23 protein-coding genes are annotated in these 23,505 nt (G+C 71.7%); 12 read left to right on the forward strand and 11 right to left on the reverse strand.

What is annotated here, in order from left to right; translation table 11 throughout:
• Nucleotides 1-89 precede the first annotated feature (89 nt).
• The 6 genes from ABZ464_RS17690 to ABZ464_RS17715 form a co-directional block, all read right to left on the reverse strand.
• Entirely contained in the window at nt 90-176 is an 87-nt protein-coding gene (locus ABZ464_RS17690) for a putative leader peptide (protein ID WP_311605579.1), read from the reverse strand.
• A gap of 90 nt (nt 177-266) precedes the next feature.
• Nucleotides 267-1,868: an FAD-dependent monooxygenase gene (locus tag ABZ464_RS17695; RefSeq protein WP_359277958.1), complete on the reverse strand. Its 1,602-nt coding sequence runs from the start codon at nt 1,866-1,868 to the stop codon at nt 267-269.
• 177 nt (nt 1,869-2,045) lie between these two features.
• The gene (locus ABZ464_RS17700) at nt 2,046-2,957 is read right to left on the reverse strand and encodes an amino acid ABC transporter permease (protein ID WP_359277517.1); all 912 of its coding nucleotides are present in this window, start codon (nt 2,955-2,957) and stop codon (nt 2,046-2,048) included.
• Complete coding sequence (locus ABZ464_RS17705) at nt 2,954-3,619, reverse strand: amino acid ABC transporter permease (protein ID WP_359277520.1); 666 nt, start codon at nt 3,617-3,619, stop codon at nt 2,954-2,956. Before ABZ464_RS17705 ends, ABZ464_RS17700 begins: the two co-directional genes overlap by 4 nt.
• Nucleotides 3,620-3,725: 106 nt before the next feature.
• Nucleotides 3,726-4,583 carry a glutamate ABC transporter substrate-binding protein gene (locus ABZ464_RS17710; protein WP_359277522.1) on the reverse strand — a complete coding sequence of 286 codons (858 nt, stop codon included), beginning with the start codon at nt 4,581-4,583 and terminating at the stop codon, nt 3,726-3,728.
• A gap of 57 nt (nt 4,584-4,640) precedes the next feature.
• Complete coding sequence (locus ABZ464_RS17715) at nt 4,641-5,420, reverse strand: amino acid ABC transporter ATP-binding protein (RefSeq protein ID WP_359277524.1); 780 nt, start codon at nt 5,418-5,420, stop codon at nt 4,641-4,643.
• Between the two features lie 285 nt (nt 5,421-5,705).
• On the opposite strand from ABZ464_RS17715, the gene ABZ464_RS17720 reads away from it, so the two are divergent.
• On the forward strand, nt 5,706-6,392 hold the full coding sequence (locus ABZ464_RS17720; RefSeq protein ID WP_359277526.1) for a response regulator transcription factor: 687 nt from the start codon (nt 5,706-5,708) through the stop codon (nt 6,390-6,392).
• Between the two features lie 9 nt (nt 6,393-6,401).
• Entirely contained in the window at nt 6,402-7,814 is a 1,413-nt protein-coding gene (locus ABZ464_RS17725) for a HAMP domain-containing sensor histidine kinase (RefSeq protein ID WP_359277529.1), read from the forward strand.
• On the opposite strand, the gene ABZ464_RS17730 is transcribed toward ABZ464_RS17725, so the two are convergent.
• Nucleotides 7,804-8,802, reverse strand: a complete 999-nt coding sequence (locus ABZ464_RS17730; protein WP_359277533.1) for a TAXI family TRAP transporter solute-binding subunit — start codon at nt 8,800-8,802, stop codon at nt 7,804-7,806. The genes ABZ464_RS17725 and ABZ464_RS17730 overlap by 11 nt on opposite strands.
• A gap of 196 nt (nt 8,803-8,998) precedes the next feature.
• Here ABZ464_RS17730 and ABZ464_RS17735 point away from each other — a divergent pair, with 196 nt between their 5' ends.
• Nucleotides 8,999-9,415: a MazG nucleotide pyrophosphohydrolase domain-containing protein gene (locus ABZ464_RS17735; protein WP_359277536.1), complete on the forward strand. Its 417-nt coding sequence runs from the start codon at nt 8,999-9,001 to the stop codon at nt 9,413-9,415.
• Between the two features lie 539 nt (nt 9,416-9,954).
• Here ABZ464_RS17735 and ABZ464_RS17740 read toward each other — a convergent pair.
• On the reverse strand, nt 9,955-11,181 hold the full coding sequence (locus ABZ464_RS17740) for a cation:proton antiporter (RefSeq protein WP_359277539.1): 1,227 nt from the start codon (nt 11,179-11,181) through the stop codon (nt 9,955-9,957).
• 4 nt (nt 11,182-11,185) lie between these two features.
• The gene (locus ABZ464_RS17745; RefSeq protein ID WP_359277542.1) at nt 11,186-11,671 is read right to left on the reverse strand and encodes a TrkA C-terminal domain-containing protein; all 486 of its coding nucleotides are present in this window, start codon (nt 11,669-11,671) and stop codon (nt 11,186-11,188) included.
• A gap of 183 nt (nt 11,672-11,854) precedes the next feature.
• Between ABZ464_RS17745 and ABZ464_RS17750 the strand changes: the two genes are divergently transcribed.
• Both ABZ464_RS17750 and ABZ464_RS17755 read left to right on the forward strand, forming a co-directional pair.
• The gene (locus ABZ464_RS17750; protein ID WP_359277545.1) at nt 11,855-13,000 is read left to right on the forward strand and encodes a sensor histidine kinase; all 1,146 of its coding nucleotides are present in this window, start codon (nt 11,855-11,857) and stop codon (nt 12,998-13,000) included.
• A 266-nt stretch (nt 13,001-13,266) separates the two neighbouring features.
• Nucleotides 13,267-13,917 (forward strand): response regulator transcription factor, encoded by a 651-nt coding sequence (locus tag ABZ464_RS17755; RefSeq protein ID WP_359277961.1) that lies wholly within the window; start codon nt 13,267-13,269, stop codon nt 13,915-13,917.
• A gap of 15 nt (nt 13,918-13,932) precedes the next feature.
• Here the strand turns inward: ABZ464_RS17755 and ABZ464_RS17760 are convergent, their stop codons facing one another.
• Nucleotides 13,933-16,872 (reverse strand): SpoIIE family protein phosphatase, encoded by a 2,940-nt coding sequence (locus ABZ464_RS17760; RefSeq protein WP_359277548.1) that lies wholly within the window; start codon nt 16,870-16,872, stop codon nt 13,933-13,935.
• Nucleotides 16,873-16,994: 122 nt separating this feature from the next.
• Here ABZ464_RS17760 and rutA point away from each other — a divergent pair, with 122 nt between their 5' ends.
• The 6 genes from rutA to ABZ464_RS17790 all read left to right on the forward strand — a co-directional run bounded on the left by rutA (nt 16,995) and on the right by ABZ464_RS17790 (nt 22,034).
• Nucleotides 16,995-18,089 carry a pyrimidine utilization protein A gene (gene rutA, locus ABZ464_RS17765; RefSeq protein ID WP_359277551.1) on the forward strand — a complete coding sequence of 365 codons (1,095 nt, stop codon included), beginning with the start codon at nt 16,995-16,997 and terminating at the stop codon, nt 18,087-18,089.
• Nucleotides 18,090-18,179: 90 nt separating this feature from the next.
• The gene (locus ABZ464_RS17770; RefSeq protein ID WP_359277554.1) at nt 18,180-18,962 is read left to right on the forward strand and encodes a PP2C family serine/threonine-protein phosphatase; all 783 of its coding nucleotides are present in this window, start codon (nt 18,180-18,182) and stop codon (nt 18,960-18,962) included.
• Between the two features lie 30 nt (nt 18,963-18,992).
• On the forward strand, nt 18,993-19,373 hold the full coding sequence (locus ABZ464_RS17775) for a VOC family protein (RefSeq protein WP_359277557.1): 381 nt from the start codon (nt 18,993-18,995) through the stop codon (nt 19,371-19,373).
• Nucleotides 19,370-19,630 (forward strand): hypothetical protein, encoded by a 261-nt coding sequence (locus ABZ464_RS17780; RefSeq protein WP_359277559.1) that lies wholly within the window; start codon nt 19,370-19,372, stop codon nt 19,628-19,630. The genes ABZ464_RS17775 and ABZ464_RS17780 overlap by 4 nt, the downstream gene beginning before the upstream one ends.
• Nucleotides 19,631-19,684: 54 nt before the next feature.
• Nucleotides 19,685-21,220, forward strand: a complete 1,536-nt coding sequence (gene miaB / locus ABZ464_RS17785; RefSeq protein ID WP_359277562.1) for a tRNA (N6-isopentenyl adenosine(37)-C2)-methylthiotransferase MiaB — start codon at nt 19,685-19,687, stop codon at nt 21,218-21,220.
• Between the two features lie 97 nt (nt 21,221-21,317).
• Nucleotides 21,318-22,034, forward strand: a complete 717-nt coding sequence (locus ABZ464_RS17790) for a class III extradiol dioxygenase subunit B-like domain-containing protein (RefSeq protein ID WP_359277565.1) — start codon at nt 21,318-21,320, stop codon at nt 22,032-22,034.
• 39 nt (nt 22,035-22,073) lie between these two features.
• Here the strand turns inward: ABZ464_RS17790 and ABZ464_RS17795 are convergent, their stop codons facing one another.
• The gene (locus ABZ464_RS17795) at nt 22,074-22,346 is read right to left on the reverse strand and encodes an antitoxin (RefSeq protein ID WP_359277568.1); all 273 of its coding nucleotides are present in this window, start codon (nt 22,344-22,346) and stop codon (nt 22,074-22,076) included.
• Between the two features lie 148 nt (nt 22,347-22,494).
• Between ABZ464_RS17795 and miaA the strand changes: the two genes are divergently transcribed.
• Nucleotides 22,495-23,433 carry a tRNA (adenosine(37)-N6)-dimethylallyltransferase MiaA gene (gene miaA / locus ABZ464_RS17800; protein WP_359277571.1) on the forward strand — a complete coding sequence of 313 codons (939 nt, stop codon included), beginning with the start codon at nt 22,495-22,497 and terminating at the stop codon, nt 23,431-23,433.
• Nucleotides 23,434-23,505: the final 72 nt, after the last annotated feature.

The following is a 23,505-nucleotide window of genomic DNA, read 5'->3' on the forward strand; positions in this document are numbered from 1 at the left end:
GTCCTGAAGGGTTCGCTGGAGCGTGCGGCGGCGTACGAGCGCTCAGGCGTCTCGGCGGCGCGCGCCCGTGGGAGAGGGGGGAGGCGAGTTCAGCAGGACGGACGACACACGCAGCCCGCATAGCGGACCAGGTCCATATGGACCCTCCGCCACAGGCGCACATCGGTGTCGGTCACGATGCGGAGTACACCATGCCGGTGGTGGCCGGTCAACTCACTGTCACCCCGCGGACGGCACGGTGACCGTGAGTGCGGTCACCCGTCCGTCTACTGCGCCGCCGACCCCGCCGTCGCCTCCTGGGTCGCCTTGCCGCCCGCCGCCGCCTCCGCCGCCGCGTACAGGTCGGCCGGGCGCACCCCGTTCAGCGCGGTGACCAGGTGACCGTCGGGCCGTACCAGCAGCACGGTGTGGGCGGCGGCGCCCGGGTAGCTCTCGGCCACGAGCAGCTCGGCCGGGGTCGGCAGGGCCGTCACGGCGGCGGCCAGCCGGGGCATCAGCCCGGCGCTCACCCAGTGCCGGCGCTCCCATACACCCGTACCCGGCGCGATCAGCACGACGAGCAGCCGGCCCCGGCCGAGCCGGTCCCGCAGCTGCACGAAGGAGCCGTCCTCGGCGGTCACCCGCACATCCTCGACGGCCGCGCCGAGGGGCGTGTCCACCGGCACCTCGGCCTCCAGGTGCTGGGGCGCGAGCGGCGACCCGGCGTACGTGCCCGGCGCGCCGAGCTGGCCGCGCCCCAGGTGGCCGTCGGAGAGCAGCACGTCGTGGCCGCGGGCCGCGCCGGGGACGTACGACCTTATGCCGCCGCTTCCGCGCAGCAGCGGCAGCACCTGATCGGCCGCGCGCAGCCGGGCGGCGACCACCGCGCGGCGCTCGCTCTGGTAGCTGTCGAGCAGCGCCTCGTGCGGACCGTGGTGCCAGGTCAGGGCCAGTTTCCAGGCGAGGTTGTCGGCGTCCCGCAGCCCTTCGTCGAGCCCCTGGGTGCCGAGCGTGCCGAGCAGGTGCGCGGCGTCCCCGGCGAGCAGGATCCGGCCCACGCGCCAGCGGCGGGCGAGCCGGTGGTGCACGGCGTGCACGCCGGTGTCGAGCAGCTCGTACTCCGGCGTCGGGCCCTCGCTCCAGCCCGCGAGGGTCTCGCGGACCCGGGCCACCAGCAGCTCGGGGGTGACCAGGTCCTTGCCGGGCGGGAGCAGCCAGTCCAGGCGCCAGACGCCGTCCGGCAGCGGGCGTCCGGTGACTTCCCCGGCGGAGGGACCGGACGAGCGCCACGGCGGTGTCCGATGGAGCAACGCCTCGCCGTCCCACGGAAGTTCCACGCGCAGCGCGGCCACGGCGTGTCGCTCCACCGCCGTACGCCCGGGGAAGCGGATGTCGAGGAGTTTGCGGACCGTGGAGCGGGGGCCGTCGCAGCCGACCAGATGACTGCCGCGCCACCAGGTGCCCTGCGGGCCGCGCGTGTGGGCGGTGACACCGGAAGGTTCCTGCTCGACCGAGTCCAGACGGCTGTCCACGGCGATCTTCACCAGCCGCTCGCGCGCGAGGGCCGCGCGCAGGGCGCCGGTCAGCACATGCTGGGCGATGTGGAGCGGGGCGGGTTCGCCCTCGCCGAACACGACCTCGTTCGTCACCTGCCGGCGCCGCATCGACCGCCAGCCCGACCAGCGCATCCCCGCCTCGCCCAGGGGCATCCCGGTGAGCCGCTCCATGAGGGCGGCGGTGTCCTCCCGCAGCACGACCGTGCGCGCGAGCCGCGGTTCGTCCTTGCCCGGGCCCTCGTCGAGCACGACCGAAGGCACCTCCTGGCGTGCCAGCGCCAGGGCGAGCGTGAGGCCGACCGGCCCCGCTCCGACGATGATCACCGGGTCCACGGCGTGGCGCTCCCTGCCTTCGACGGTGTCCTCGGGGACGAGAGTGAACAACAGGTTGGAGCAGGGTGCACGATCACAGAACGTATGCAACCCATTGTCGTTGTTTGCGTCAAGCGACGAAAGGCAGTGGCGCGCGGGCCACTGCCTTCCGGACACATCGATCGACGTGAGTGCGCGTCAGAAGCTCGCTCCACCCGCGCCGGTGCCGTAGCCGCCGCCGACCTCGGCCGCGTTCAGGTCGTCGACCTTTTCGGTGCCGAGCACCGCGCCCGTGCTGCGCTTGCTGCGCCGCAGACGGCCCTCCAGCCAGCTCGCGAAGCTGGTCAGGATGAAGTTGAGCACGATGAACATGGCCGCGACCACGATGAAGCTCGGGATCGGGTTGGCGTAGTTCGCCGCCAGGGTGCCTCGCGTGTTGAGCAGTTCGGTGAAGCCGATCATCACACCGCCGAGCGCGGTGTCCTTCACGATGACCACGAGTTGGCTGACGATCGCCGGAAGCATGGCCGTGACCGCCTGCGGCAGCAGGATGCTGCTCATCGTCTGCCCCTTGCGCAGACCGATGGCGTACGCCGCCTCCGTCTGGCCCTTCGGCAGGGCCAGGATGCCGGCCCGCACGACCTCGGCGAGGACCGCCGCGTTGTAGAGGACCAGGCCGGTGACGACGGCGTAGAGGGGCCGGTCCTCGCTGGTGACGTCCGTGGAGCGGGCGTAGAACTCGTTGGCGAACAGCATCAGCAGCAGCACCGGGATGGCGCGGAAGAACTCCACCACCGTCCCGGACGCGATCCGCACCCACCGGTGGTCGGACAGACGGGCGATGCCGAAGACCGCGCCCAGCGGAAGGGCGATCACCATGGCGAGCGCCGCGGCTTTCAGCGTGTCGACGAGACCGGGCAGCAGATACGTCGTCCAGGCCTCGGACTCCGTGAACGGCTTCCACTGGGCGGACGTCAGGAGGTCCTTCTCGTCCATCTTCAGCCACACCCACCACAGGAGCAGGATGACGAGGGCGGAGAAGACCACCGAGAACAGGAGGTTGCGCCGTTTGGCGCGGGGGCCGGGAGTGTCGTACAGGACCGAGCTCATCGCTTCACCGCCAGTCGCTTGCCCAGCCAGCCCAGGATCAGGCCGGTCGGCAGGGTCAGAACCACGAACCCGAACGCGAAGACCGCGCCGATGAGCAGCGTCTGCGCCTCGTTCTCGATCATCGTCTTCATCAGGTAGGCGGCCTCGGCGACGCCGATGGCGGCCGCCACCGTGGTGTTCTTGGTCAGCGCGATCAGGACGTTGGCCAGCGGGCCGATGACCGCGCGGAAGGCCTGCGGCAGGATGATCAGCCGCAGGGTCTGGCTGAAGCCGAGCCCGATGGCGCGGGCCGCCTCCGCCTGTCCGAGCGGCACCGTGTTGATGCCGGAGCGCAGCGCCTCGCAGACGAAGGCCGCCGTGTACGCGATCAGGCCGAGGACGGCCAGCCGAAAGCCCTGGATCTTGAAGTTGTCGCCGCCCAAGGTCACATGGAAGACGTCGGCGAGGCCGGCCGAACAGAAGAGGATGATGACTGTCAGGGGGATGTTCCGGACGATGTTGACGTAGGTGGTGCCGAAGGTGCGCATCAGCGGCACCGGGCTGACCCGCATCGCGGCCAGCAGGGTGCCCCAGACCAGGGAGCCCACGGCGGAGAGGGCGGTGAGTTTCACCGTCATCCAGAACGCCCCGAGGACGTCGTAACCTTCAAGAAAGTCGAACACGATCTCCCGCGCTTCCGGGTGGGTGGCGTATGTGGAGGGCAGGGCACGCCGCCGCCGTGATCGCGACGGCGGCGGCGCGCTGCAGGGACCCGCTGGGCCGCGGTGACTAGCCGGCGTTCGGGACGATCACGCCGATCTTCGGGGCCGGCTCGTTCTTGTAGTTCGCCGGGCCGAAGTTGGCGTCGACCGCCTTCTGCCAGGAGCCGTCGCTGACCATCTGCTCCAGCGCCTTGTTGATCTTGTCGAGTGTCGCGGTGTCACCCTTCTTGACGCCGATGCCGTAGTTCTCGTTGCTGAGCTTCAGGCCCGCCAGCTTGAACTTGCCCTTGTACTGGTCCTGGGCGGCGAAGCCCGCGAGGATCGAGTCGTCGGTGGTCACCGCGTCCACCGCGCCGTTCTGCAGCGCGGCGACGCACTCCGAGTACGTGGGGTACTCCTTCAGGTCCGCCTTGGGCGCGATCGACTTCTGGACGTTCTGCGCCGAGGTCGAGCCGGTCACGGAACACAGCTTCTTGCCGTTGAGGTCGGTGCCCTTGGAGATGTCCGAGTCGGACTTGATCAGCAGGTCCTGGTGGGCCAGCAGGTACGGGCCGGCGAAGTCGACCTTCTGCTTGCGCTCGTCCGTGATCGAGTAGGTCGCGGCGATGAACTTGACGTCACCGCGCGCGAGGGCGTTCTCGCGGTCCGCGCTCTTGGTCTCGACGAACTCGATCTTGTCCGGCGCGTAGCCGAGCTGCTTGGCGACGTAGGTGGCCACGTCCACGTCGAAGCCGGCGAAGGATCCGTCGGGCTTCTTCAGGCCGAGACCGGGCTGGTCGTACTTGATGCCGACCTTGATCGTGCCGCCGCCGCCCCCGGTGGAGCCGCTGCCCGCGTCGTCCTTGTTGTCGCCGCCGCAGGCGGTGGCGGACAGGGCGAGCGCGAGCACGACGGCCGAGGCGGCGGTGACCTTGCGAAGCTTCATGGCTACTTCCTTGGGGAGTATGGGATGAAGGGCTGAGGGCGGTGCGGGTCCGGCGATTCAGTGGTGCAGGATCTTGGACAGGAAGTCCTTGGCACGGTCACTGCGCGGGTTGCTGAAGAACTGGTCGGGCGCGGCCTCCTCGACGATCCGGCCGTCGGCCATGAAGACCACGCGGTTCGCGGCCGATCGTGCGAAGCCCATCTCATGGGTGACGACGATCATGGTCATGCCCTCCCGGGCGAGCTGCTGCATGACCTCCAGGACCTCGTTGATCATCTCCGGGTCGAGGGCCGAGGTCGGCTCGTCGAAGAGCATGACCTTGGGGTCCATCGCCAGCGCCCGGGCGATGGCGACACGCTGCTGCTGACCGCCGGAGAGCTGGGCCGGGTACTTGTCCGCCTGAGTACCCACTCCGACGCGGTCCAGCAGGGCGCGGGCCTTGTCCTCGGCCTGCTTCTTGTCGGCCTTGCGGACCTTGATCTGGCCCAGCATCACGTTCTCGAGCACGGTCTTGTGTGCGAACAGGTTGAACGACTGGAAGACCATGCCGACGTCGGCGCGCAGCCGCGCCAGCGCCTTGCCCTCCTGGGGCAGCGGCTTCCCGTCGATCGTGATCGTGCCGTCGTCGATCGTCTCGAGACGGTTGATGGTGCGGCACAGGGTCGACTTCCCGGACCCGGAGGGCCCGATGACCACGACGACCTCACCGCGGGTGATCGTCAGATCGATGTCCTGGAGCACGTGCAACGCGCCGAAGTGCTTGTTGACGCTCTTCAGGACGACGAGATCGCCGCCGGGCGGGACCGCGTCTTGCTTGGTCACCGATACTTCGGTCATCGCTCTCAGGCTCCGTCCACCTCGGTTTCGGAGGACAGTAGTAACCGGCCGCGACCAGCGTCATTACATCTGAGGGGAATCTGAGCATCACGATCCGATAGCAATCGGACACGTGTCGTAGCACTTGCGACCTGTGCGTATCGGGCGAGTAACGGAAGTCGCGTGCAACCGGAACCCACTTGACTGCGTCCTCGTCCATCAGCGTGACTGCATGGTGCGCCTGCGCGCGTGCCCGCGTTTTGTACACAAATAGACCAAACGGCCGATGAATCGGAGGGGGCCGGGATGAGACTGCTCCTCGTCGAGGACGACAACCATGTCGCCGCCGCACTGTCCGCGGTCCTCAAGCGGCACGGTTTCGACGTCACGCACGCCCGCAACGGCGAGGAGGCACTCCAGGCGCTCGTTCCCGAAGGCCCCGGCTTCGGGGTCGTCCTGCTCGACCTCGGCCTGCCCGACCAGGACGGCTACGAGGTCTGCGGCAAGATCCGCAAGCGCACCGCCACCCCGGTGATCATGGTGACGGCCCGCTCCGACGTGCGCTCCCGCATCCACGGCCTCAACCTGGGCGCCGACGACTACGTGGTGAAGCCGTACGACACCGGAGAGCTGCTCGCCCGGATCCACGCCGTCAGCCGGCGCACCGTCCACGAGGACGCGGGCGCGGCCGGCGAGGACGCGCTGCGGCTCGGACCCGTCCAGATCGAACTGCCCACCCGCCGTGTCACCGTGGACGGCACGGTCGTCCAGCTCACCCGCAAGGAGTTCGACCTGCTCGCGCTGCTCGCCCAGCGACCCGGTGTCGTCTTCCGCCGGGAGCAGATCATCAGCGAGGTGTGGCGCACCAGCTGGGAGGGGACGGGACGCACCCTGGAGGTGCACGTCGCCTCCCTGCGCGCCAAGCTGCGCATGCCCGCCCTGATCGAGACCGTACGGGGCGTCGGGTACCGGCTCGTCGCCCCGGCCGGGTAGCGGGGACCGTTGCGTACACGTCTGCTGCCGCTGCTCATCGTCCTGATGGCGGCCGTACTGCTCGCCCTCGGGGTGCCGTTGGCCGTCAGCGTGGCCGGGGCGGAGCAGCAGCGGGTGGTCGTCGACCGGATCGACGACACCGCGCGCTTCGCCGCGCTCGCCCAGAACGTCACCGTGCCCTCGGGCACGGACGCGAGCGCGACCGCGTCCATGGACGAGCGGCTGCTGACGCTCGCACGCGAACTCGACAGCTACTACGAGGTCTACGACATCCGTGCCGCCGTCTTCTCCACCACCGGTACCCCGCTGGCTCGTGCGCCCAAGAGCCTGAGTCTCCCCCAAAAGGGTGAGGTGAAGGACGCCTACGCCGAGGCCCTGCTCAGCCGGCGCAGCCACGACCCCCGGCAGGTGTGGCCCTGGCAGCGCAGCCGGCTCGTCGTGGCGTCGCCGGTCATCCGGGACGGTGACGTGGTCGCGGTGGTCGTCACCGACTCGCCCACCGGGCCGATGCGGTCGCGGATCCTGCACGGCTGGCTGGTCGTCGGCGCGGGCGAGGTGGCCGCGATGCTGCTGGCCATCGGCGCCGCGCTGCAGCTGACCGGATGGGTCCTCAAACCCGTGCGCGTCCTGGACATCACCACGCACGCGATCGCCAGCGGCCGGCTGAAGTCCCGGGTGGCGGTCGCCAGCGGGCCGCCGGAACTCAGGCGGCTGGCCCGGTCGTTCAACGAGATGGCCGACAACGTCGAGGATGTGCTGGAGCAGCAGCGCGCCTTCGTCGCCGACGCCTCGCACCAGTTGCGCAACCCGCTCGCCGCGCTGCTGCTGCGCATCGAACTGCTCTCCTACGAACTCCCGGCGGGCAACGAGGAGATCGCCTCCGTCCAGAGCGAGGGCAAACGCCTGTCCCAGGTCCTGGACGATCTGCTCGACCTCGCGCTGGCCGAGCACACCGAGGCCGATCTGAGGGTCACCGACATCGGCGCGCTGACCGCCGAGCGCGTCGCCGCCTGGGCGCCCACGGCCGAGGCCAAGGGGGTGCGGCTGGTGGGCGACTGCCCGGCCACCACGGCCTGGGCCGACCCCGTCACCCTGTCCAGCGCGCTGGACGCGGTGATCGACAACGCGGTGAAGTTCACGCCGGAGGGGGAGAGCGTCGAGGTGACCGTCGCGGCCGACGGCGAGATCTCCAGCGTCGTCGTCACCGACCACGGCCCCGGCCTCACCGACGAGGAACTCACGCGCGTGGGCGACCGCTTCTGGCGCAGCGGCCGCCACCAGAACATCAAGGGCTCGGGTCTCGGCCTGTCCATCACCCGCACCCTCCTCGCGGCGGGCGGCGGTTCGCTCTCGTACGACCATCACGAGCCGAACGGGCTCAAGGTGACGGTGTCGGTGCCGAGGTCACGGCCTACGGCTTGACCGAGCGGTAGTAGCGCCGGGCGCCGGCGTGCAGGGGGAGCGGGTTGGTGTCGATCGCCGTGCGCAGGTCGACCAGTTGCGCGGAGTGGACCTGCCTGCCGATCGCGTCACGGCTCTTGATGACGATCCGGGTCATCCACTCGGTGAGCCGCGGATCCATGTCCGTGCGGGTGATCAACACGTTGGACACGGCGATCGTCGGGACCGTCTCGCCGTTCTGGACGCTCCGGTACACCGACTCGGCCATGTTCGTGGCCCGGTAGTAGCTCGTGGAGCTGTCCTGGCCGTGCATCTTGGCGACGAGGGCGGCGTCGATGGGCACGAACCGGAAGGCGAAGGTCTTCGCCAGGTCCGTCAGACCGCCCGTGGGAATGCCCCCGGACCAGAAGAACGCGTCGATGTCTCCCTCCTTCAAGGCCTGGGGGCCGTTGTTGATGCCCTTGTCCACCGCCGTGACGTCCTTGTCCGGGTCCAGGCCCGCCGCCTCGAGCACCCGGTTGGCTATCAGGCGCACACCCGAGCCGGACAGGCCCGTCGCCACCGTCTTCCCCTTGAGATCGGCGACGGAGTGGACGTCGGAGTCGCGCGGCACCACCAACTGGACGTAGTCGTCGTAGAGCCGGGCCACCCCGCGCAGCTGGGCCGCCGAGCCCGGGTGCCGCGACTCGTACAACTGCACGGCGTCGGCCGCCGCGATGGTGAAGTCGGCCTCGCCCTTCGCCACCCGCTCGACGTTCTGCTGCGAGCCGTTGCTGGACTTCAGGACCACGGTCAGACCCGGCATGTCCTTGGCGAGCTCGTCGCGCAACTGGGTGCCGTACGACTGGTAGACGCCGCGCGGGCTGCCCGTGCTGAAGGTGATCGTCCCGCTCGGCGGATCCTCGCCCAGGGGCAGCAGCCACCACAGCAGCAGCCCGAGCACGACGACTGCGGCCGCCGCCCCCTGCAGGGCCTGGCGTCTGCCGATACGGGAGAAGACCTTGGACATGCGCCGATCCTGCCAGCCGGTGCGTGGGGCTGACCAGGGCGGGGCTCACAGAGGCGGGCGCGGACGGACCCACCGGGGCGCACGGGACGCGCGAGGCGGGAACGGCCGGGGCACCGGGGCAGTTGGCGGTCCCCGAGGCACTGGGGCAGATGGCGGTCCGGGCCGGGTGTCAGTGGGGGTCGTTACAGTCGGGGGCATGAGCATTTCCTCGCCCGCGGACCTGGTCCGTGACTTCCACCGGGCCTTCGGGCTCGACGTGCGCAGCACGCCCTCGGAGGTGCCGCCGGGCCTCGCCGCGCACCGGGGCGAGCTCCTCGCCGAGGAGGCGGCGGAGGTCGCCGAGGTGTCGGTGAGCGGCCCGCTGGACCGGCTGGCGCATGAACTGGCCGACGTCGTCTACGTCGCGTACGGCACGGCTCTGGTGCACGGGATCGACCTCGACGCGGTGATCGCCGAGATCCACCGCTCGAACATGACCAAGCTGGGCCCCGACGGCCAGGTCTCCCGCCGGGCCGACGGCAAGGTGCTCAAAGGGGAGCACTACGAGGCACCGGACGTGTCGGCGGTGCTGCGCCGCCAGGGGTGGATACCCGGCGGCGCGGCGACCGGCTGACAGGCGACCGGACGACAGGTCGGCCAGGGGGATGTCCTTGGTGAGCACGGGGTTCCGAAGACGGTCGGCTGCAGTCGCAGGGTGCCGGTGAGGTCGCCCCCGCCGTGGAGCGCCCAGGTGCCGTCGGCCTCGGTGCCCACGGCCGCCTTGACGCTTCCGGCGATGGTGACGGAGGTGCGCACCGGGCTGCTGGTCATGTCGGAGGGGGTCGAGGTCGGCCACGACGGGGACGGGGCCGCCCTGGAGGACGGGGTCGGCTTGCAGGGTCAGGGTGACGAAGGGGATCCGGGTCGGAGGCACCGGCCCGGCCCTTGAGCGACCTCCCGAGGTCCGGTCCCCGGACCCGCCCGGACAGGCCGAGGCGGGTGCGGTGTCGGCGCCCTCGCCGCCGTAGCGGAAGCCGACCTGCGGCGCGACCTGGACGAAGCCCTCGACGGAGGCGTCCGCGGAGGCCGCGCTCCGGAAGAACGCGGCCCCGCTTCGCGCTTCGAGAGGTGCGGCCCGGTGCCGGAGTGCCCGGCCGCCGTACGCGCCGTGGCTCAGTCGCCCACCGGCGTCTGCGGCCGGGCCAGGGATTCGGGCTGTTGTTCCACCGTGTCCGCGCGGGGCGCCCGGCGGCTCGTCCACCAGCGGGCGAGCGGTTCCGTGTAGCGCGCGGTGAGCGGGCCCAGGACCACCAGGAGCAGCACGTACGCCGTCGCCAGCGGGCCGAGGGACGGCTCGATCCCGGCGGTGACCGCCAGACCGGCGATGACGATCGAGAACTCGCCGCGGGCGACCAGAGCACCGCCCGCCCGCCAGCGGCCCTTCACGGAGATGCCCGCGCGCCGGGCCGCCCAGTAGCCGGTGGCGATCTTCGTCGCGGCGGTGACGACGGCCAGCGCCAGCGCGGGCACGATGACCGGGGGAATGCTCGCCGGGTCGGTGTGCAGCCCGAAGAAGACGAAGAAGATCGCCGCGAACAGGTCCCGCAGCGGGCTCAGCAGCGTGTGCGCGCCCTCCGCCGCCTCCCCGGACAGCGCGATGCCCACCAGGAACGCGCCCACCGCCGCCGACACCTGCAACTGCTGCGCCACACCGGCCACCAGGATCGTCAGGCCCAGCACCACCAGCAGCAGCTTCTCCGGGTCGTCGCTGGAGACGAACCGGGAGATGACCCGCCCGTAGCGCACCGCCGCGAACAGCACGAGCCCCGCGACGCCCAGCGCGACGGCCAGGGTGAGGCTGCCCGCAGCCAGCCCCGCCCCGGCCACCAGCGCCGTGACGATGGGCAGATAGACCGCCATCGCCAGGTCTTCGAGGACCAGCACGCTCAGGATGACCGGCGTCTCACGGTTGCCGACCCGGCCCAGGTCGTTCAGCACCTTCGCGATCACCCCGGACGACGAGATCCAGGTGACGCCCGCCAGCACCACCGCCGCCACCGGGCCCCAGCCCAGCAGCAGCGCCATGGCCGCGCCCGGCAGCGCGTTGAGGGCGCAGTCGACCAGGCCCGACGGGTAGTGCGACTTCAGGTTGGAGACCAGATCGCTCGCCGTGTACTCCAGGCCGAGCATCAGCAGCAGCAGGATGACGCCGATCTCGGCCCCGGTGGCGACGAACTCCTCGCTCGCCCCCAGCGGCAGCAGCCCGCCCTCGCCGAAGGCCAGCCCGGCCAGCAGGTACAGCGGTATCGGCGAGAACGAGAAACGGGCGGCGAACCGGCCGAGCAGCCCGAGCGCCAGGATGATGGAACCGAACTCGATCAGCAGGACTGCGGAGTGCACTCGATCACTCCCGCCCGAGTATCGCCGCGGCCGCGTCCACGCCCTCGCGGGTGCCGATCACGATGAGGGTGTCGCCGCCTGCCAGCCGGAAGTCCGGCGCCGGGGACGGGATCGCCTCGGCGCGCCGCAGCACCGCCACGATCGACGCGCCCGTCTCCGTGCGCATCCGGGTGTCGCCCAGCAGCCGGCCGTTCCAGCGGGAGGCCCCCGCGACCTCGATGCGCTCGGCGACCAGGCCCAGGTCACTGGTGTACAGCAGGCTCGGGCTGTGGTGGGACGGCATCAGCGCGTCGATCAGCGAAGCGGCCTCCGCGCCGGTCAGGCGCAGCGACTGGGCGCAGGAGTCAGGGTCGTCGGCCCGGTACACGCCGACGGTACGGGTGCCGTCACGGTGGGCCACCACGGACAGATGGCGCTGCTCTCGTGTCACCAGGTCGTACTGGACACCGATGCCTGGCAGCGGTGTCGTGCGGAGGCGTGGAGCAGACACGTTTCTTCCCCTTGCTGGTCGGTCACGGACGGCCACCGGCCGATCGCCGGTCGCGGTCATGCTGCCATCCGCCCGTACCGTGGCGACATGGGTGTTGTCACGGATGGACAGGGGCGGCGGAGCCCGGAGAGGCTGGTCGGGGCTGTGCCGTGGGCGCTTGGCGGGAAGGGAGGGGCCAGGAGCATGTCGCTGTTCGTGCGGATCTTCACGCTCAACGCCGTCGGTCTGACCGTGGCCGCCGCGCTGCTGCTGGGCCCGGTCACCGTCTCCACCCCTGTGCTGCCCGGCGAGGCGCTCGTCGTCCTGGGCGGGCTGGCCGTGCTCCTGGCCGTCAACGTCCTGGTGCTGCGGGTGGGGCTGGCCCCGCTCGGGCGGCTGGGCCGGGCGATGGCCGACGCCGACCTGCTGCGGCCCGGGGCCCGTGCCGTGGTCTCCGGGCCGGTCGAGACGGCGGAGCTGATCACCACGTACAACGCCATGCTCGACCGGCTGGAGGCCGAGCGCGCCGCCAGCGCGGCCCGGGCGCTGTCCGCCCAGGAACGCGAACGCCATCGCATCGCCCGCGAACTCCACGACGAGGTCGGCCAGACCCTGACCGCCGTCCTCCTCCAGCTCAAGCGGGTCGCCGACCGCGCGCCGGACGACCTGCGAGGGGAACTGGGCCAGGCCCAGGAGGCCACCCGCGCCGGGCTGGAGGAGATCCGGCACATCGCGCGCCGACTGCGCCCCGGCGTCCTCGACGAGCTCGGCCTGCTCAGCGCGTTGCGCTCGCTCGCGGCCGAGTTCACCACCCATGGGCTGACGGTGCGTCATGAGCTGCGCGCCGGTCTGCCTCCGCTGACCGAGGAGACGGAGCTCGTGCTCTACCGGGTCGCCCAGGAAGCCCTCACCAACACCGCACGGCACGCCGAGGCGCGCCTCGCCGAACTCCGGCTGCGTCCGCTCGGCGACGGCGTCGAGCTCGTCGTACGGGACAACGGCAGGGGCCTCGGTACGGCGGCCGGGGAGGGGGCCGGCATCACGGGGATGCGGGAGCGGGCGCTGCTGATTGGGGCGACGCTGAGTGTTGTGTCGCCGAGCGGCGGTGCGGGCAGTGGTGGCGGTGCGAGCGGTGGTGGCGGTGCGGAGAAACGTTCTTCCGACGCCGGGGACCCGGTGAGCGGTGGCGCGGGTACGGAGGTACGGCTACGGGTGGCGGCGAAACCCGCCGCGGGCGACGCTCCCGTCATCGGTGACTCCGAGGAAGCCCCCACTGCGGGCGACGCCTCCGTCACCGGTGACTCCAAGGACGCCCCGGTGGACACGACCCCGTCTGGGGCGGGCCGGTGACCCCCGACCGCCCGGTGCCCCCCGAGGGCCCGGTGACCCCCAACGGCTCGGTGACCCCGGCCACGCCACCGGCCTCGCCGTCAGACCCCTCACCGGCCCTACCGCCGATCGCACGTCGGTCGGTCCCGCCGGGCCCGCCCCGGTCGGCCCCGTCACCGGCCCTACCGCCGACCGCACGTCGGTCGGTCCCGCCCCGGTCGGCCCCGCCACCGCTCCCACCCCCGTCCGCCCCGCCACCGCCCCCACCCTCGTCCGCCCCGCCGCCGATCCGTGTCCTCCTTGCCGACGATCACACCCTCGTCCGCCGTGGGGTGCGGCTCATTCTCGACGGTGAGCCCGGTCTGGAGGTCGTGGCCGAGGCCGGGGACGGGGCCGAGGCCGTCGAGCGGGCCCGGGTCGGGGACATCGACCTGGCCGTCCTCGACGTGGCCATGCCCCGGATGACCGGACTGCAGGCGGCGCGCGAGCTGTCCCGGCGGCTGCCCGGCCTGCGCATCCTCGTCCTCACCATGTACGACAACGAGCAGTACTTCTTCGAGGCCCTCAAGGCAGGGGCGGGCGGTTACGTCCTGAAGTCCGTCGCCGACCGCGACCTGGTAGAGGCCTGCCGGGCCGTGGTGCGCGACGAACCGTTCATCTACCCCGGCGCCGAACGGGCCCTGGTCCGCTCGTACCTGGAGCGGCTGCACCGGGGGGACGGTGTCGAAGGGCTGCCGGAGCGGCCGATCACCGAGCGGGAGGAGGAGATCCTCAAGCTGGTCGCCGAGGGCCACACCTCAAGGGAGATCGGCACCCTGCTCCACATCAGCGCCAAGACCGTCGAACGGCACCGGGCCAACCTCCTGCAGAAACTCGGCATGCGCGACCGTCTGGAGCTGACCCGCTACGCCATCCGTGCCGGCCTCATCGATCCCTGAGGAGGCCCACGGTCGTCACAGCAGCGCGCTCCAGTCCTCGTCCCCGTCGAAACCGGCCGCCTTCAGGAACATCAGTTCCGGGTCGTCGGCCGACTCCTCGGACCCCCCGTCCGGGCCGGGCAGCGGCTGTTCGGTCCAGATGCACTTGCCGTGCGGGGTGTAGCGCGCACCCCACCGCCCGGACAGCGCCGTGATCAGCTGCAGGCCGCGGCCGCCCTCGTCGGTCTCCGTGGCACGGCGGATGCGGGGCATGGCCTGGCTGCCGTCGTAGACCTCGCAGATCAGCTCGGCGCCGTACAGCAGCCGCAGCCGCACCGGGCCCCGGGCATGGCGAACGACATTGCCCACGAGTTCGCTGACCAGGAGTTCCGCGGTGGGGGCCAGCTGGTCCAGGTCCCAGAGGGCGAGCTGCTCACGGACGTGCCGGCGCGCACGGCCCGCCGCTCGCGGGTCGTCGGGCAGCGGCCAGGAGGCCATGTGCCCGGTGGGCAGCGCGTGCAGACGGGCGACGAGCAGGGCCGCGTCGTCGGCGGCCTGCTGCTCGGCGGGCAGCAGCGCGGCCGTCAGCGTGTCGCACAGACGCTCGAGGTCCGCGGCGGTGTCGAGCGCGCCACGCGCATGGGCCGCCCTCAGTAACCGGGCCAGCTCCGCCGTCCCCTCGTCGATGTCCCGCTTCGCCGACTCCACCAGACCGTCGGTGTACAGCACGAGCAGACTGCCCTCCGGCACCTCCAGCTCGACCGTCTCGAACGGCGGCTCCGCCGCGCCCAGCGGCGGGTCGGCGTCCCGCTCCGGGAAGTACACGCTTCCGTCGGGACGCACCAGCGCCGGCGGCGGATGCCCGGCGCGGACCAGGGAACAGACCCGGGTGGTGGAGTCGTAGAGTGCGTAGAGACAGGTGGCGTACGAACCCTCGCCCATGGCGCCGACGATGTCGTTGAGGTGGCCCATGATCTCGCCGGGGGGAAGTTCCAGGTCGGCCAGGGTGTGGACGGCGGTGCGCAGCCGCCCCATGGTGGCCGCCTCCGGCAGCCCGTGGCCCATGACGTCACCGGCGACGAGCGCGACCTGCCCCCCGGACAGCGGGATCACGTCGTACCAGTCGCCGCCCACGTCCGCGCCCTGCCCGGACGGCAGATAGCGGGCGGCCGCCGTACAGGCGGACAGTTCGGGCAGCGCCTGGGGGAGCAGACTGCGCTGGAGTTCACGGGAGCGGGTGTACTCGGCGTCGTAGAGCCGGGCCCGTTCCAGCGACTGCGCCACTAAGGCGCTGATCGTGGTCAGCAGGGCGCGCTCCTCGGCGGTGAGCAGTCGCAGCCGGTCGAAGGCGACGACACACACCCCGAACGTGTGTCCGGACGCGGTGAGCGGCAGGAACGCCCACGCCTGCATGCCCGAGCGCTCCGGAAGTCCGGCCATCCGGAAGGAGTGCGCGGTCAGCTCCTGCGGCGAGGAGAAGAACAGGGGCGTGCCGGAGCGGATCGCGTCCCAGCCCGGATCGCCGGACAGCCTGCGGCGGCCGTCGATGAGTTCCAGGAAGTCGTCCGGGTAGCCGACGGCTCCGACCGGGTGCAGCCGCTCCTCCTCGATCACCTGGACCAGAACCCCGGCGGCGGCGAACGGCGGCAGCACCCGGCGGGCGACCGCGTCCACCACGTCCTGCGAGGTGGTGGCCTTCGCGAGCTCCGCGGCGAGCTCCGCGATCCGGGCCGACCGCTCGGCCGCGGCGCGCTCGTCCGACCGTCGCTCCTCCGCGAGCCGCCGGTTCTCGGTGACGTCGGTGAAGTAGAGGGTGCGGCCGTCGGGCCCCGGCACCAGCCGCAGGTGGTAGCGGCACCCGCAGGTCGGCACCTGCACATCGAAGCCGGCCGGCTTCTCCTCGGCCGCGGCGGCCCGGCACCGGGCCTCCAGTTCGGGCACCTGCCGGGCGGCGGGCAGGTCCCAGAGCAGCCGCCCGAACAGCTCCTCCTCCGAGAAGCCCAGGAAGCGCTCCGCCTCCAGGTTGGCGAAGGTGATCCGCCATCCGTCGTCCACCGCCAGGAAGCCGTCGCTCATGTGCCGCAGGGCCCGGCCGAGCGTGTCCCGGGCGGTCCGCGACTCGTCGCTCTCCCAGCCCACCCCGATCATCCGCAGCGCCTCGCCCCGCGCGTCGTACGTGGCCCTGCCGCGCGCCTGCGTCCAGCCGTACGAACCGTCCAGGCGCCGTACCCGGTACTCGGCCTCGTAGACGGAGTGGCCGAGGATCGCCCGCTGCGCCGCCGCCAGCGTGGGCGCCAGGTCGTCGGGGTGGACGATCCGCATCCAGCTGTCGATCTTCCCGGTGAAGTCGGCCGGCCGGGTGCCGTACAGCTCCAGCGCCGCCTCGTCCCAGATCAGATCGCCGTTGCGGATGTCCCAGTCCCACGAGCCGACCCGGACCTCCTTCAGGGCCTGCCGCAGCCGCTCCCCGCTCCGCTCCGGCTGCGCGGGCCCGGCCGGGCGCGGTGCGCCGACCATGCGGTCCTCGGTCCAGGCGACGAGGGACCGCAGGAACTCCCAGTGCTCCGGCGTGGGTTCACCGCGCTCGCCGGCCAGCACGGTCAGCGCGCCTATGCTCCGCGGCCCGCTGAACACGGGGAGGGCGGCGAGTCCGGTGCCGGGCCAGAGGGGCTCGGAGGCCGGCCCGGAGGGCCTCGGCACCCACACGCCCCCGCTCCCTCGGACCGCACGCGTCCCCCGGAGCGCACGCGCCGGAGCCGACCGGCCCTCCTGGTCGACGATCTCCCAGGAACGGGCCAGCACGGGAGGCAGGCCCACGGCGGACACCAGCCGCAGGGCCGACATCGGACCCCTCAGATGCATCGCCGCGCCGAGCGCGCCCAGCTCGCCCATCGCGTGCTGCAACGCAAGCCGGAACACCTCGCTCTCCGTGACACCGGGGGCCACAGTGCTGAGCAGAGCGAGCCGTGCGTTCATGCTGGGAACCTATCGTTCCCGTTCTCGAACGAAACCCCTTTCACACATTCTCACCGGCGGTTTCCTGCCAGTTTCACGGTTCAACGACCTAAAAAACGAACCGAATTGATCAAATGTGGTCCATGGACATCGGTGTCTTCATCCCCATCGGCAACAACGGCTGGCTCATCTCCAAGAGCGCCCCGCAGTACCTGCCGACCTTCGAACTGAACAAGGCGGTCGTCCGGAAGGCCGAGGAGCACGGCCTCGACTTCGCCCTGTCCATGATCAAACTCAAGGGCTTCGGCGGTGAGACGGAGTTCTGGGACCACTGTCTGGAGTCGTTCACGCTGATGGCGGGCCTGGCCGCGGTGACGGAGCGGATCAGGCTGTACGCCTCCACGCCCATCCTCGCCCTGCCGCCCGCCATCGTCGCGCGCATGGCGGTCACGGTCGACTCCATCGCCCCCGGCCGCTTCGGCGTCAACATCGTCACCGGCTGGGCGCCCGGTGAGTACGCGCAGATGGGCGCGTGGCCCGGCGACGAGCACTTCGGCAACCGGTACGCGCGGGCCGCCGAGTACGTGACCGTCATGAAGGAGCTGTGGAGCGAGGGCGTCAGCGACTTCAAGGGCGCGTTCTACGAGATGGACGGCTGCGTGCTGTCCCCGCGGCCGGCGCACGGGCACATCGACATCGTCGCCGCCGGGCAGAGCGGCACCGGCATGCGGTTCGCCGCCGAGCACGCCGACTACAACTTCGTCCTGGGCAGCGGCGTCAACACGCCGCTCGCCTTCGCCGACACCACCGCCGCACTGGTGGACGCGGTGCGCGAGACGGGACGGGACGTCGGGGCGCTGTCGCTGTTCATGGTCATCGCCGACGAGACCGACGAGGCCGCCCACGCGAAGTGGCGGGACTACCACGACCACGCCGACCACGCGGCGCTGGCGTACATGGCGGGCGAGTCGGCCACCGACACCACCGCCGACGCCTCCTCCACCGCCCGCACCATCGTCCTCCCCGAAGGCGCCGTGAACTTCAACATGGGCACGCTCGTCGGCTCGTACGAGACCGTCGCGGCGATGCTCGACGAGATCGCCGGGGTGCCCGGCACCAAGGGGATCATGCTCGTCTTCGACGACTTCCTGGAGGGACTGGAGAACTTCGGCACCCGCGTCCAGCCACTGATGCGCTCCCGGGCGGGACGCGGCACGACCGGCGGAGCGACCGCCTGAGCGAGCGGTGGAATCCTCACGCGGGCCGCCTACGCTGGAGACATGACCGGCAGGACCGGCAGTGGCGACCGGGGCCGATGGTGACGCCCCATGCCCTACGTCGCCGTCAGTGCGCTCAGCCATCCCGGGCTGCTCCGTGAACGCAACGAGGACAGCCTCGTCGTGGGGCCGTGGACGCTCTGCGCCACCGTCACGGAGAACCCGCAGACCCTGGTGTTCCCGCTCGGCACCCCCCTCGTGGCCGCCGTCGCCGACGGGCTCGGCGGGCACCCCGGCGGCGACGTGGCCAGCGCCCTGGTCGCCCGCCGGATCGCGGCCGTCGGCGCGCGCCTGACCGGCGAGGACGCCGTGCGCGACGCCCTGACCGCCTGCAACCGCGCCGTGTACGAGGCCGCCGACGACCCGGGGGACGAGCTCGCCGGCATGGGGACCACGGTCGCCGGAGTCGTCGTACGCCCCGGCTCGGCACTGGTGTTCAACGTGGGCGACAGCCGGGTCTACGCGGCCTCCCGGGACGGGCTGCGCCGGGTGAGCGTGGACGACAGTCCGGCGCTCGGGCCCGGTCGGCACATCACCTCCCTCGTCACCCAGTGCCTGGGCGGTTCCCTCACCCACCGCCCCGTGCACCCCCATGTGTCGACCGTGCCGCTGACCCCCGGCGAGCGCTATCTGATCTGCACCGACGGCCTCAGCGACCCCGTGCCGGACGAGACCCTCGACGAGGTGATGCGGGAGTACGACGACGTCCGCGCCGCCTTCGAACTCTGGAAGTCCGCCATCGCCGCGGGCGGCCCCGACAACATCACGCTCGCGGTCGTACGGGTCGCCGAGGACGGGGCGGGCGGTGAGGTCCCGGACGGCTTCGGAGCCTGAACGACCAGCAACCACGCCTGGGAGGCGATCATGTTCGGTACGACGAAGGCGTTCAGCGGCTTCTCGGTGGACGACCTCGACGCGGCCAGGAAGTTCTACGCCGAGACGCTCGGCCTGCGGGTGTCCGAGGAGAACGGACTGCTGACCCTGCACATCGCGGGCGACCGGGACACCCTGGTCTACCCCAAGCCCGACCACACCCCGGCGACCTACACGGTCCTCAACTTCCCCGTCGACGACATCGAGGCGGCGGTGGACGAGCTGACCCGCCGGGGGGTGCGCCTCGAGCGCTACGACCATCTCCAGGCCGACGAGAAGGGCATCTTCCGCGGTGGGGGTCCGCTGATCGCGTGGTTCACCGACCCGGCGGGCAATGTGCTCTCCGTCATCGAGGAACCGGTACGGACATGAGCGAGATCGTCGTCTACGAAGTAGAGAACCCGGTGCCGGCCCCCGGCGGCGCGGAGTCGCACGTCCGCAGGGTCCACGCGGCGCCCGCCGCCCCCGGCACCCCCGGGACCACCGGACCGCGCACCCTGTGCGGCAAGGACACCTTCGCCATGGTGCGGGCCCGCCGGCAGCCCGCGGAGCACGAGGGAGCGCGCTGGTACCCGCCGGAACACGAGTCCGTGGTCTGCCCCGACTGCGACGCCGTGATCGAGACCTGAGAGGCGGTGAAACGGCCGGGGCGGGGCTCGCGCGCGAGCACCTACCCTTGAGGCATGACCAGCAGCAGCGACCGGAGCCTCGCAGTGGACGTTCCCGCACCCAAGAGCTATGAAATCCGCACCTACGGGTGCCAGATGAACGTCCACGACTCCGAGCGGTTGTCCGGGCTGCTGGAGGAGGCGGGTTACGTCCGCGCCCCCGAGGGGTCCGACGGGGACGCGGACGTCGTCGTCTTCAACACCTGCGCGGTCCGGGAGAACGCCGACAACCGGCTGTACGGCAACCTCGGCCGCCTCGCGCCGAAGAAGGCCTCCCGCCCCGGCATGCAGATCGCGGTCGGCGGCTGCCTCGCGCAGAAGGACCAGGACACCATCGTGAAGAAGGCGCCCTGGGTGGACGTCGTCTTCGGCACGCACAACATCGGCAAACTGCCGATCCTGCTGGAACGCGCGCGCGTGCAGGAAGAGGCACAGGTCGAGATCGCCGAGTCCCTGGAGGCCTTCCCCTCCACGCTGCCGACCCGCCGCGAGAGCGCGTACGCGGCCTGGGTGTCGATCTCCGTCGGCTGCAACAACACCTGCACCTTCTGCATCGTCCCGGCCCTGCGCGGCAAGGAGAAGGACCGCCGCACCGGCGACATCCTCGCCGAGATCGAGGCCCTGGTCGGCGAGGGCGTCTCCGAGATCACCCTGCTCGGCCAGAACGTCAACGCCTACGGCTCCGACATCGGCGACCGCGAGGCCTTCAGCAAGCTGCTGCGCGCCTGCGGGCGGATCGAGGGCCTGGAGCGCGTCCGCTTCACCTCCCCCCACCCCCGCGACTTCACCGACGACGTCATCGCGGCCATGGCGGAGACCCCGAACGTCATGCCCCAGCTCCACATGCCGCTCCAGTCCGGCTCCGACCCGGTCCTGAAGGCCATGCGCCGCTCCTACCGGCAGGACCGCTACCTCGGGATCATCGAGAAGGTGCGGGCCGCGATCCCGCACGCGGCGATCACCACCGACATCATCGTGGGCTTCCCCGGCGAGACCGAGGAGGACTTCGAGCAGACCCTGCACGTCGTCCGCGAGGCCCGCTTCTCCCAGGCCTTCACCTTCCAGTACTCCAAGCGCCCCGGCACCCCGGCCGCGACCATGGAGAACCAGATCCCCAAGGAGGTCGTCCAGGCGCGCTACGAGCGTCTCGTCGCCCTTCAGGAGGAGATCTCCTGGGAGGAGAACAAGAAGCAGGTCGGCCGCACGCTGGAGCTGATGGTCGCCGAGGGCGAGGGCCGCAAGGACGGCGCCACCCACCGGCTCTCCGGCCGCGCCCCCGACAACCGCCTGGTCCACTTCACCAAGCCCGACCAGGAGGTCCGCCCCGGCGACGTCGTCACGGTCGGGATCACCTACGCCGCCCCGCACCACCTCCTCGCCGAGGGCGCCGTCCTCGACGTGCGCCGCACGCGCGCGGGCGACGCCTGGGAGAAGCGCAACGCCGAGAAGGCCGCCAAGCCGGCCGGCGTCATGCTGGGCCTGCCCCGGGTCGGCGCCCCGGCCCCGGCCCCGCTGCCGGCGGCTGCGGGGAGCGGCTGCGGCTGCGACTGACGGCATGCCTGCGGCCGTACCGGTGACCTCGATCGAGCCCGTCGACGTACCGGTGAAGAACTGACCTGCGGCGGGCCGCGGGGTTACCCTGCCGGTCATGCTTGTCGCCGCCGCCGTCTGCCCCTGTCCGCCGCTGCTCGTGCCCGAGGTCGCCGCGGGGGCCGCGCCCGAGCTGGACGCGGCACGTGCCGCCTGCTCCGACGCGCTGGCCGTGCTGGCGGCCGCCCGGCCGGACCTGCTCCACGTCGTCGGGCCCGCGGAGAAGACCGGCCGCGGCCCGTATCCGGAGGGCGCGCGCGGCTCGTTCGGCGGCTTCGGCGTGGACGTGACGGTGCGGCTGGGCCGGGCGGGCGTGGCGGCCCCCTCCGCACCCGGCCTGCCGACCTCGCTCGCCGTCGCCGCCTGGCTGCTGGAACGGACCGGCTGGGCCGCCGCGCCCGTCGCGGGACTCGGGGTCGGAGAACCCCTCCCGGTCGAGCGGTGCCTCGAGGTCGGCAGGGAGCTCGGCGCGCAGGCGGAACGCGTCGCGCTGCTCGTCATGGGCGACGCGAGCGCCTGCCGGACCCTGAAGGCGCCCGGCTACCTCGACGAGCGCGCCGCGCCCTTCGACGCGGAGGTCGCGCGAGCGCTGGGCACGGCGGACCTGGCGGCGATCAAGGCACTCGACGCCGGGCTGGCGCAGGAACTGAAGGCCGCCGGCCGGACCTCCTGGCAGGTCCTGGCGGGCGCCGCCGAGGGCGCCGGGCTCAGCGGCGCGCTGCTGTACGAGGACGCGCCGTACGGAGTGGGATACGTGGTCGCGACCTGGTCCTAGCCTCGCGGCACGCGCGCGTGCGGGGGCCGCGAGCCGGGGTCAGGAGGCCGGGGGAGGGGTGCGCGGTGGCGTGAACGTGTCGCCGCCGCCCGCCGGCGGCTCGTCCTTGTGCGCGAGCCGGTCCATGGCTCCCTTGGCCTTGTCGGTGCCCGTGTGGATCCTGTCGGAGTACTTGCCCTTGGTCTTCTCGTCGACGGCCTTCGCCGCCCTGTCGAGACCGTGCGTGACCTTGTCCCCGTGCTCGTGGGCGAGGTGCGAGACCTTGTCCTTGGCCGGGGCGAGCCTGGCCTTCAAATTGTCCAAGAGACCCATGGGCCACCTTCCCTGCGGGTACTTAAACGCCCATACCAACCCATACGGTACTCGTGCGGGGCGCATCCCGCCCTGTCCGTGACAGCCCTTCGTGTTCCGGAACGTAACTCGTTCGAGTGCGGGCCCGGCGGTTTGGGAGACTGATGCGGTGAGCAGCGCAGCCCCCACCCCCCGAGTCATCGCCGTCGTCGGACCGACCGCGGCCGGAAAGTCCGATCTGGGCGTCTTTCTCGCCCAACGGCTCGGCGGTGAGGTGGTCAACGCCGACTCCATGCAGCTGTACCGAGGGATGGACATCGGCACCGCCAAGCTGACACCCGAGGAACGCGGCGGGGTCCCGCACCACCTCCTCGACATCTGGGACGTCACCGTCACCGCCTCCGTCGCCGAGTACCAGAAGCTGGCCCGGGCCCGGATCGACGCCCTGCTCGCCGAGGGCCGCTGGCCGATTCTCGTCGGCGGCTCCGGGCTGTACGTCCGCGGCGCCGTCGACAACCTGGAGTTCCCCGGCACCGACCCCGCGGTCCGCGCCCGTCTGGAGGAGGAGCTGACCCTGCGCGGCTCCGGCGCGCTGCACGCCCGGCTGGCCGCCGCCGACCCCGAGGCCGCCCAGGCGATCCTGCCCGGCAACGGCCGCCGGATCGTCCGCGCCCTGGAGGTCATCGAGATCACCGGCCGGCCCTTCACGGCCAACCTGCCCGGCCACGACTCGGTCTACGACACCGTCCAGATCGGGGTCGACGTGGCGCGCCCCGAGCTCGACGAGCGCATCGCCCGCCGGGTCGACCGCATGTGGGACGCCGGGCTCGTGGACGAGGTGCGCGCACTGGAGGCGCAGGGCCTGCGCGGGGGGCGTACGGCGTCGCGCGCGCTCGGCTACCAGCAGCTCCTCACCGCCCTCGCCGGGGAGTGCACGGACGCCGAGGCGCGGGCCGAGACCGTCCGCGCCACCAAGCGCTTCGCGCGCCGTCAGGATTCGTGGTTCAGGCGCGATCCGCGGGTGCACTGGTTGAGTGGGGCTGCGGCGGATCTCACAGAACTTCCGGGGCTCGCGCTGGCGTTGGTGGAACGACCGGTTACAGCCTGATCACGTCATGGCATCGGGACGCCCAGGCCGTCATCCGTGCCTCCGGTGCCGTGCCATCATCGAGCTTCGATC

Origin of the sequence: Streptomyces sp. NPDC005820 (genome assembly GCF_040630255.1) — a bacterium.
In the GTDB taxonomy this organism is placed as follows: Bacteria; Actinomycetota; Actinomycetes; order Streptomycetales; family Streptomycetaceae; genus Streptomyces.

What these genes read in the sequence shown, in the direction of transcription:
- ABZ464_RS17700 (WP_359277517.1), bottom strand. Translation starts at nt 2,957, where the DNA reads ATGAGCTCGGTCCTGTACGACACTCCCGGCCCCCGCGCCAAACGGCGC.
- ABZ464_RS17710 (WP_359277522.1), bottom strand. Translation starts at nt 4,583, where the DNA reads ATGAAGCTTCGCAAGGTCACCGCCGCCTCGGCCGTCGTGCTCGCGCTC.
- ABZ464_RS17715 (WP_359277524.1), bottom strand. Translation starts at nt 5,420, where the DNA reads ATGACCGAAGTATCGGTGACCAAGCAAGACGCGGTCCCGCCCGGCGGC.
- ABZ464_RS17720 (WP_359277526.1), top strand. Translation starts at nt 5,706, where the DNA reads ATGAGACTGCTCCTCGTCGAGGACGACAACCATGTCGCCGCCGCACTG.
- ABZ464_RS17730 (WP_359277533.1), bottom strand. Translation starts at nt 8,802, where the DNA reads ATGTCCAAGGTCTTCTCCCGTATCGGCAGACGCCAGGCCCTGCAGGGG.
- ABZ464_RS17735 (WP_359277536.1), top strand. Translation starts at nt 8,999, where the DNA reads ATGAGCATTTCCTCGCCCGCGGACCTGGTCCGTGACTTCCACCGGGCC.
- ABZ464_RS17750 (WP_359277545.1), top strand. Translation starts at nt 11,855, where the DNA reads ATGTCGCTGTTCGTGCGGATCTTCACGCTCAACGCCGTCGGTCTGACC.
- ABZ464_RS17760 (WP_359277548.1), bottom strand. Translation starts at nt 16,872, where the DNA reads ATGAACGCACGGCTCGCTCTGCTCAGCACTGTGGCCCCCGGTGTCACG.
- rutA (WP_359277551.1), top strand. Translation starts at nt 16,995, where the DNA reads ATGGACATCGGTGTCTTCATCCCCATCGGCAACAACGGCTGGCTCATC.
- ABZ464_RS17770 (WP_359277554.1), top strand. Translation starts at nt 18,180, where the DNA reads ATGCCCTACGTCGCCGTCAGTGCGCTCAGCCATCCCGGGCTGCTCCGT.
- ABZ464_RS17775 (WP_359277557.1), top strand. Translation starts at nt 18,993, where the DNA reads ATGTTCGGTACGACGAAGGCGTTCAGCGGCTTCTCGGTGGACGACCTC.
- ABZ464_RS17780 (WP_359277559.1), top strand. Translation starts at nt 19,370, where the DNA reads ATGAGCGAGATCGTCGTCTACGAAGTAGAGAACCCGGTGCCGGCCCCC.
- miaB (WP_359277562.1), top strand. Translation starts at nt 19,685, where the DNA reads ATGACCAGCAGCAGCGACCGGAGCCTCGCAGTGGACGTTCCCGCACCC.
- ABZ464_RS17790 (WP_359277565.1), top strand. Translation starts at nt 21,318, where the DNA reads ATGCTTGTCGCCGCCGCCGTCTGCCCCTGTCCGCCGCTGCTCGTGCCC.
- ABZ464_RS17795 (WP_359277568.1), bottom strand. Translation starts at nt 22,346, where the DNA reads ATGGGTCTCTTGGACAATTTGAAGGCCAGGCTCGCCCCGGCCAAGGAC.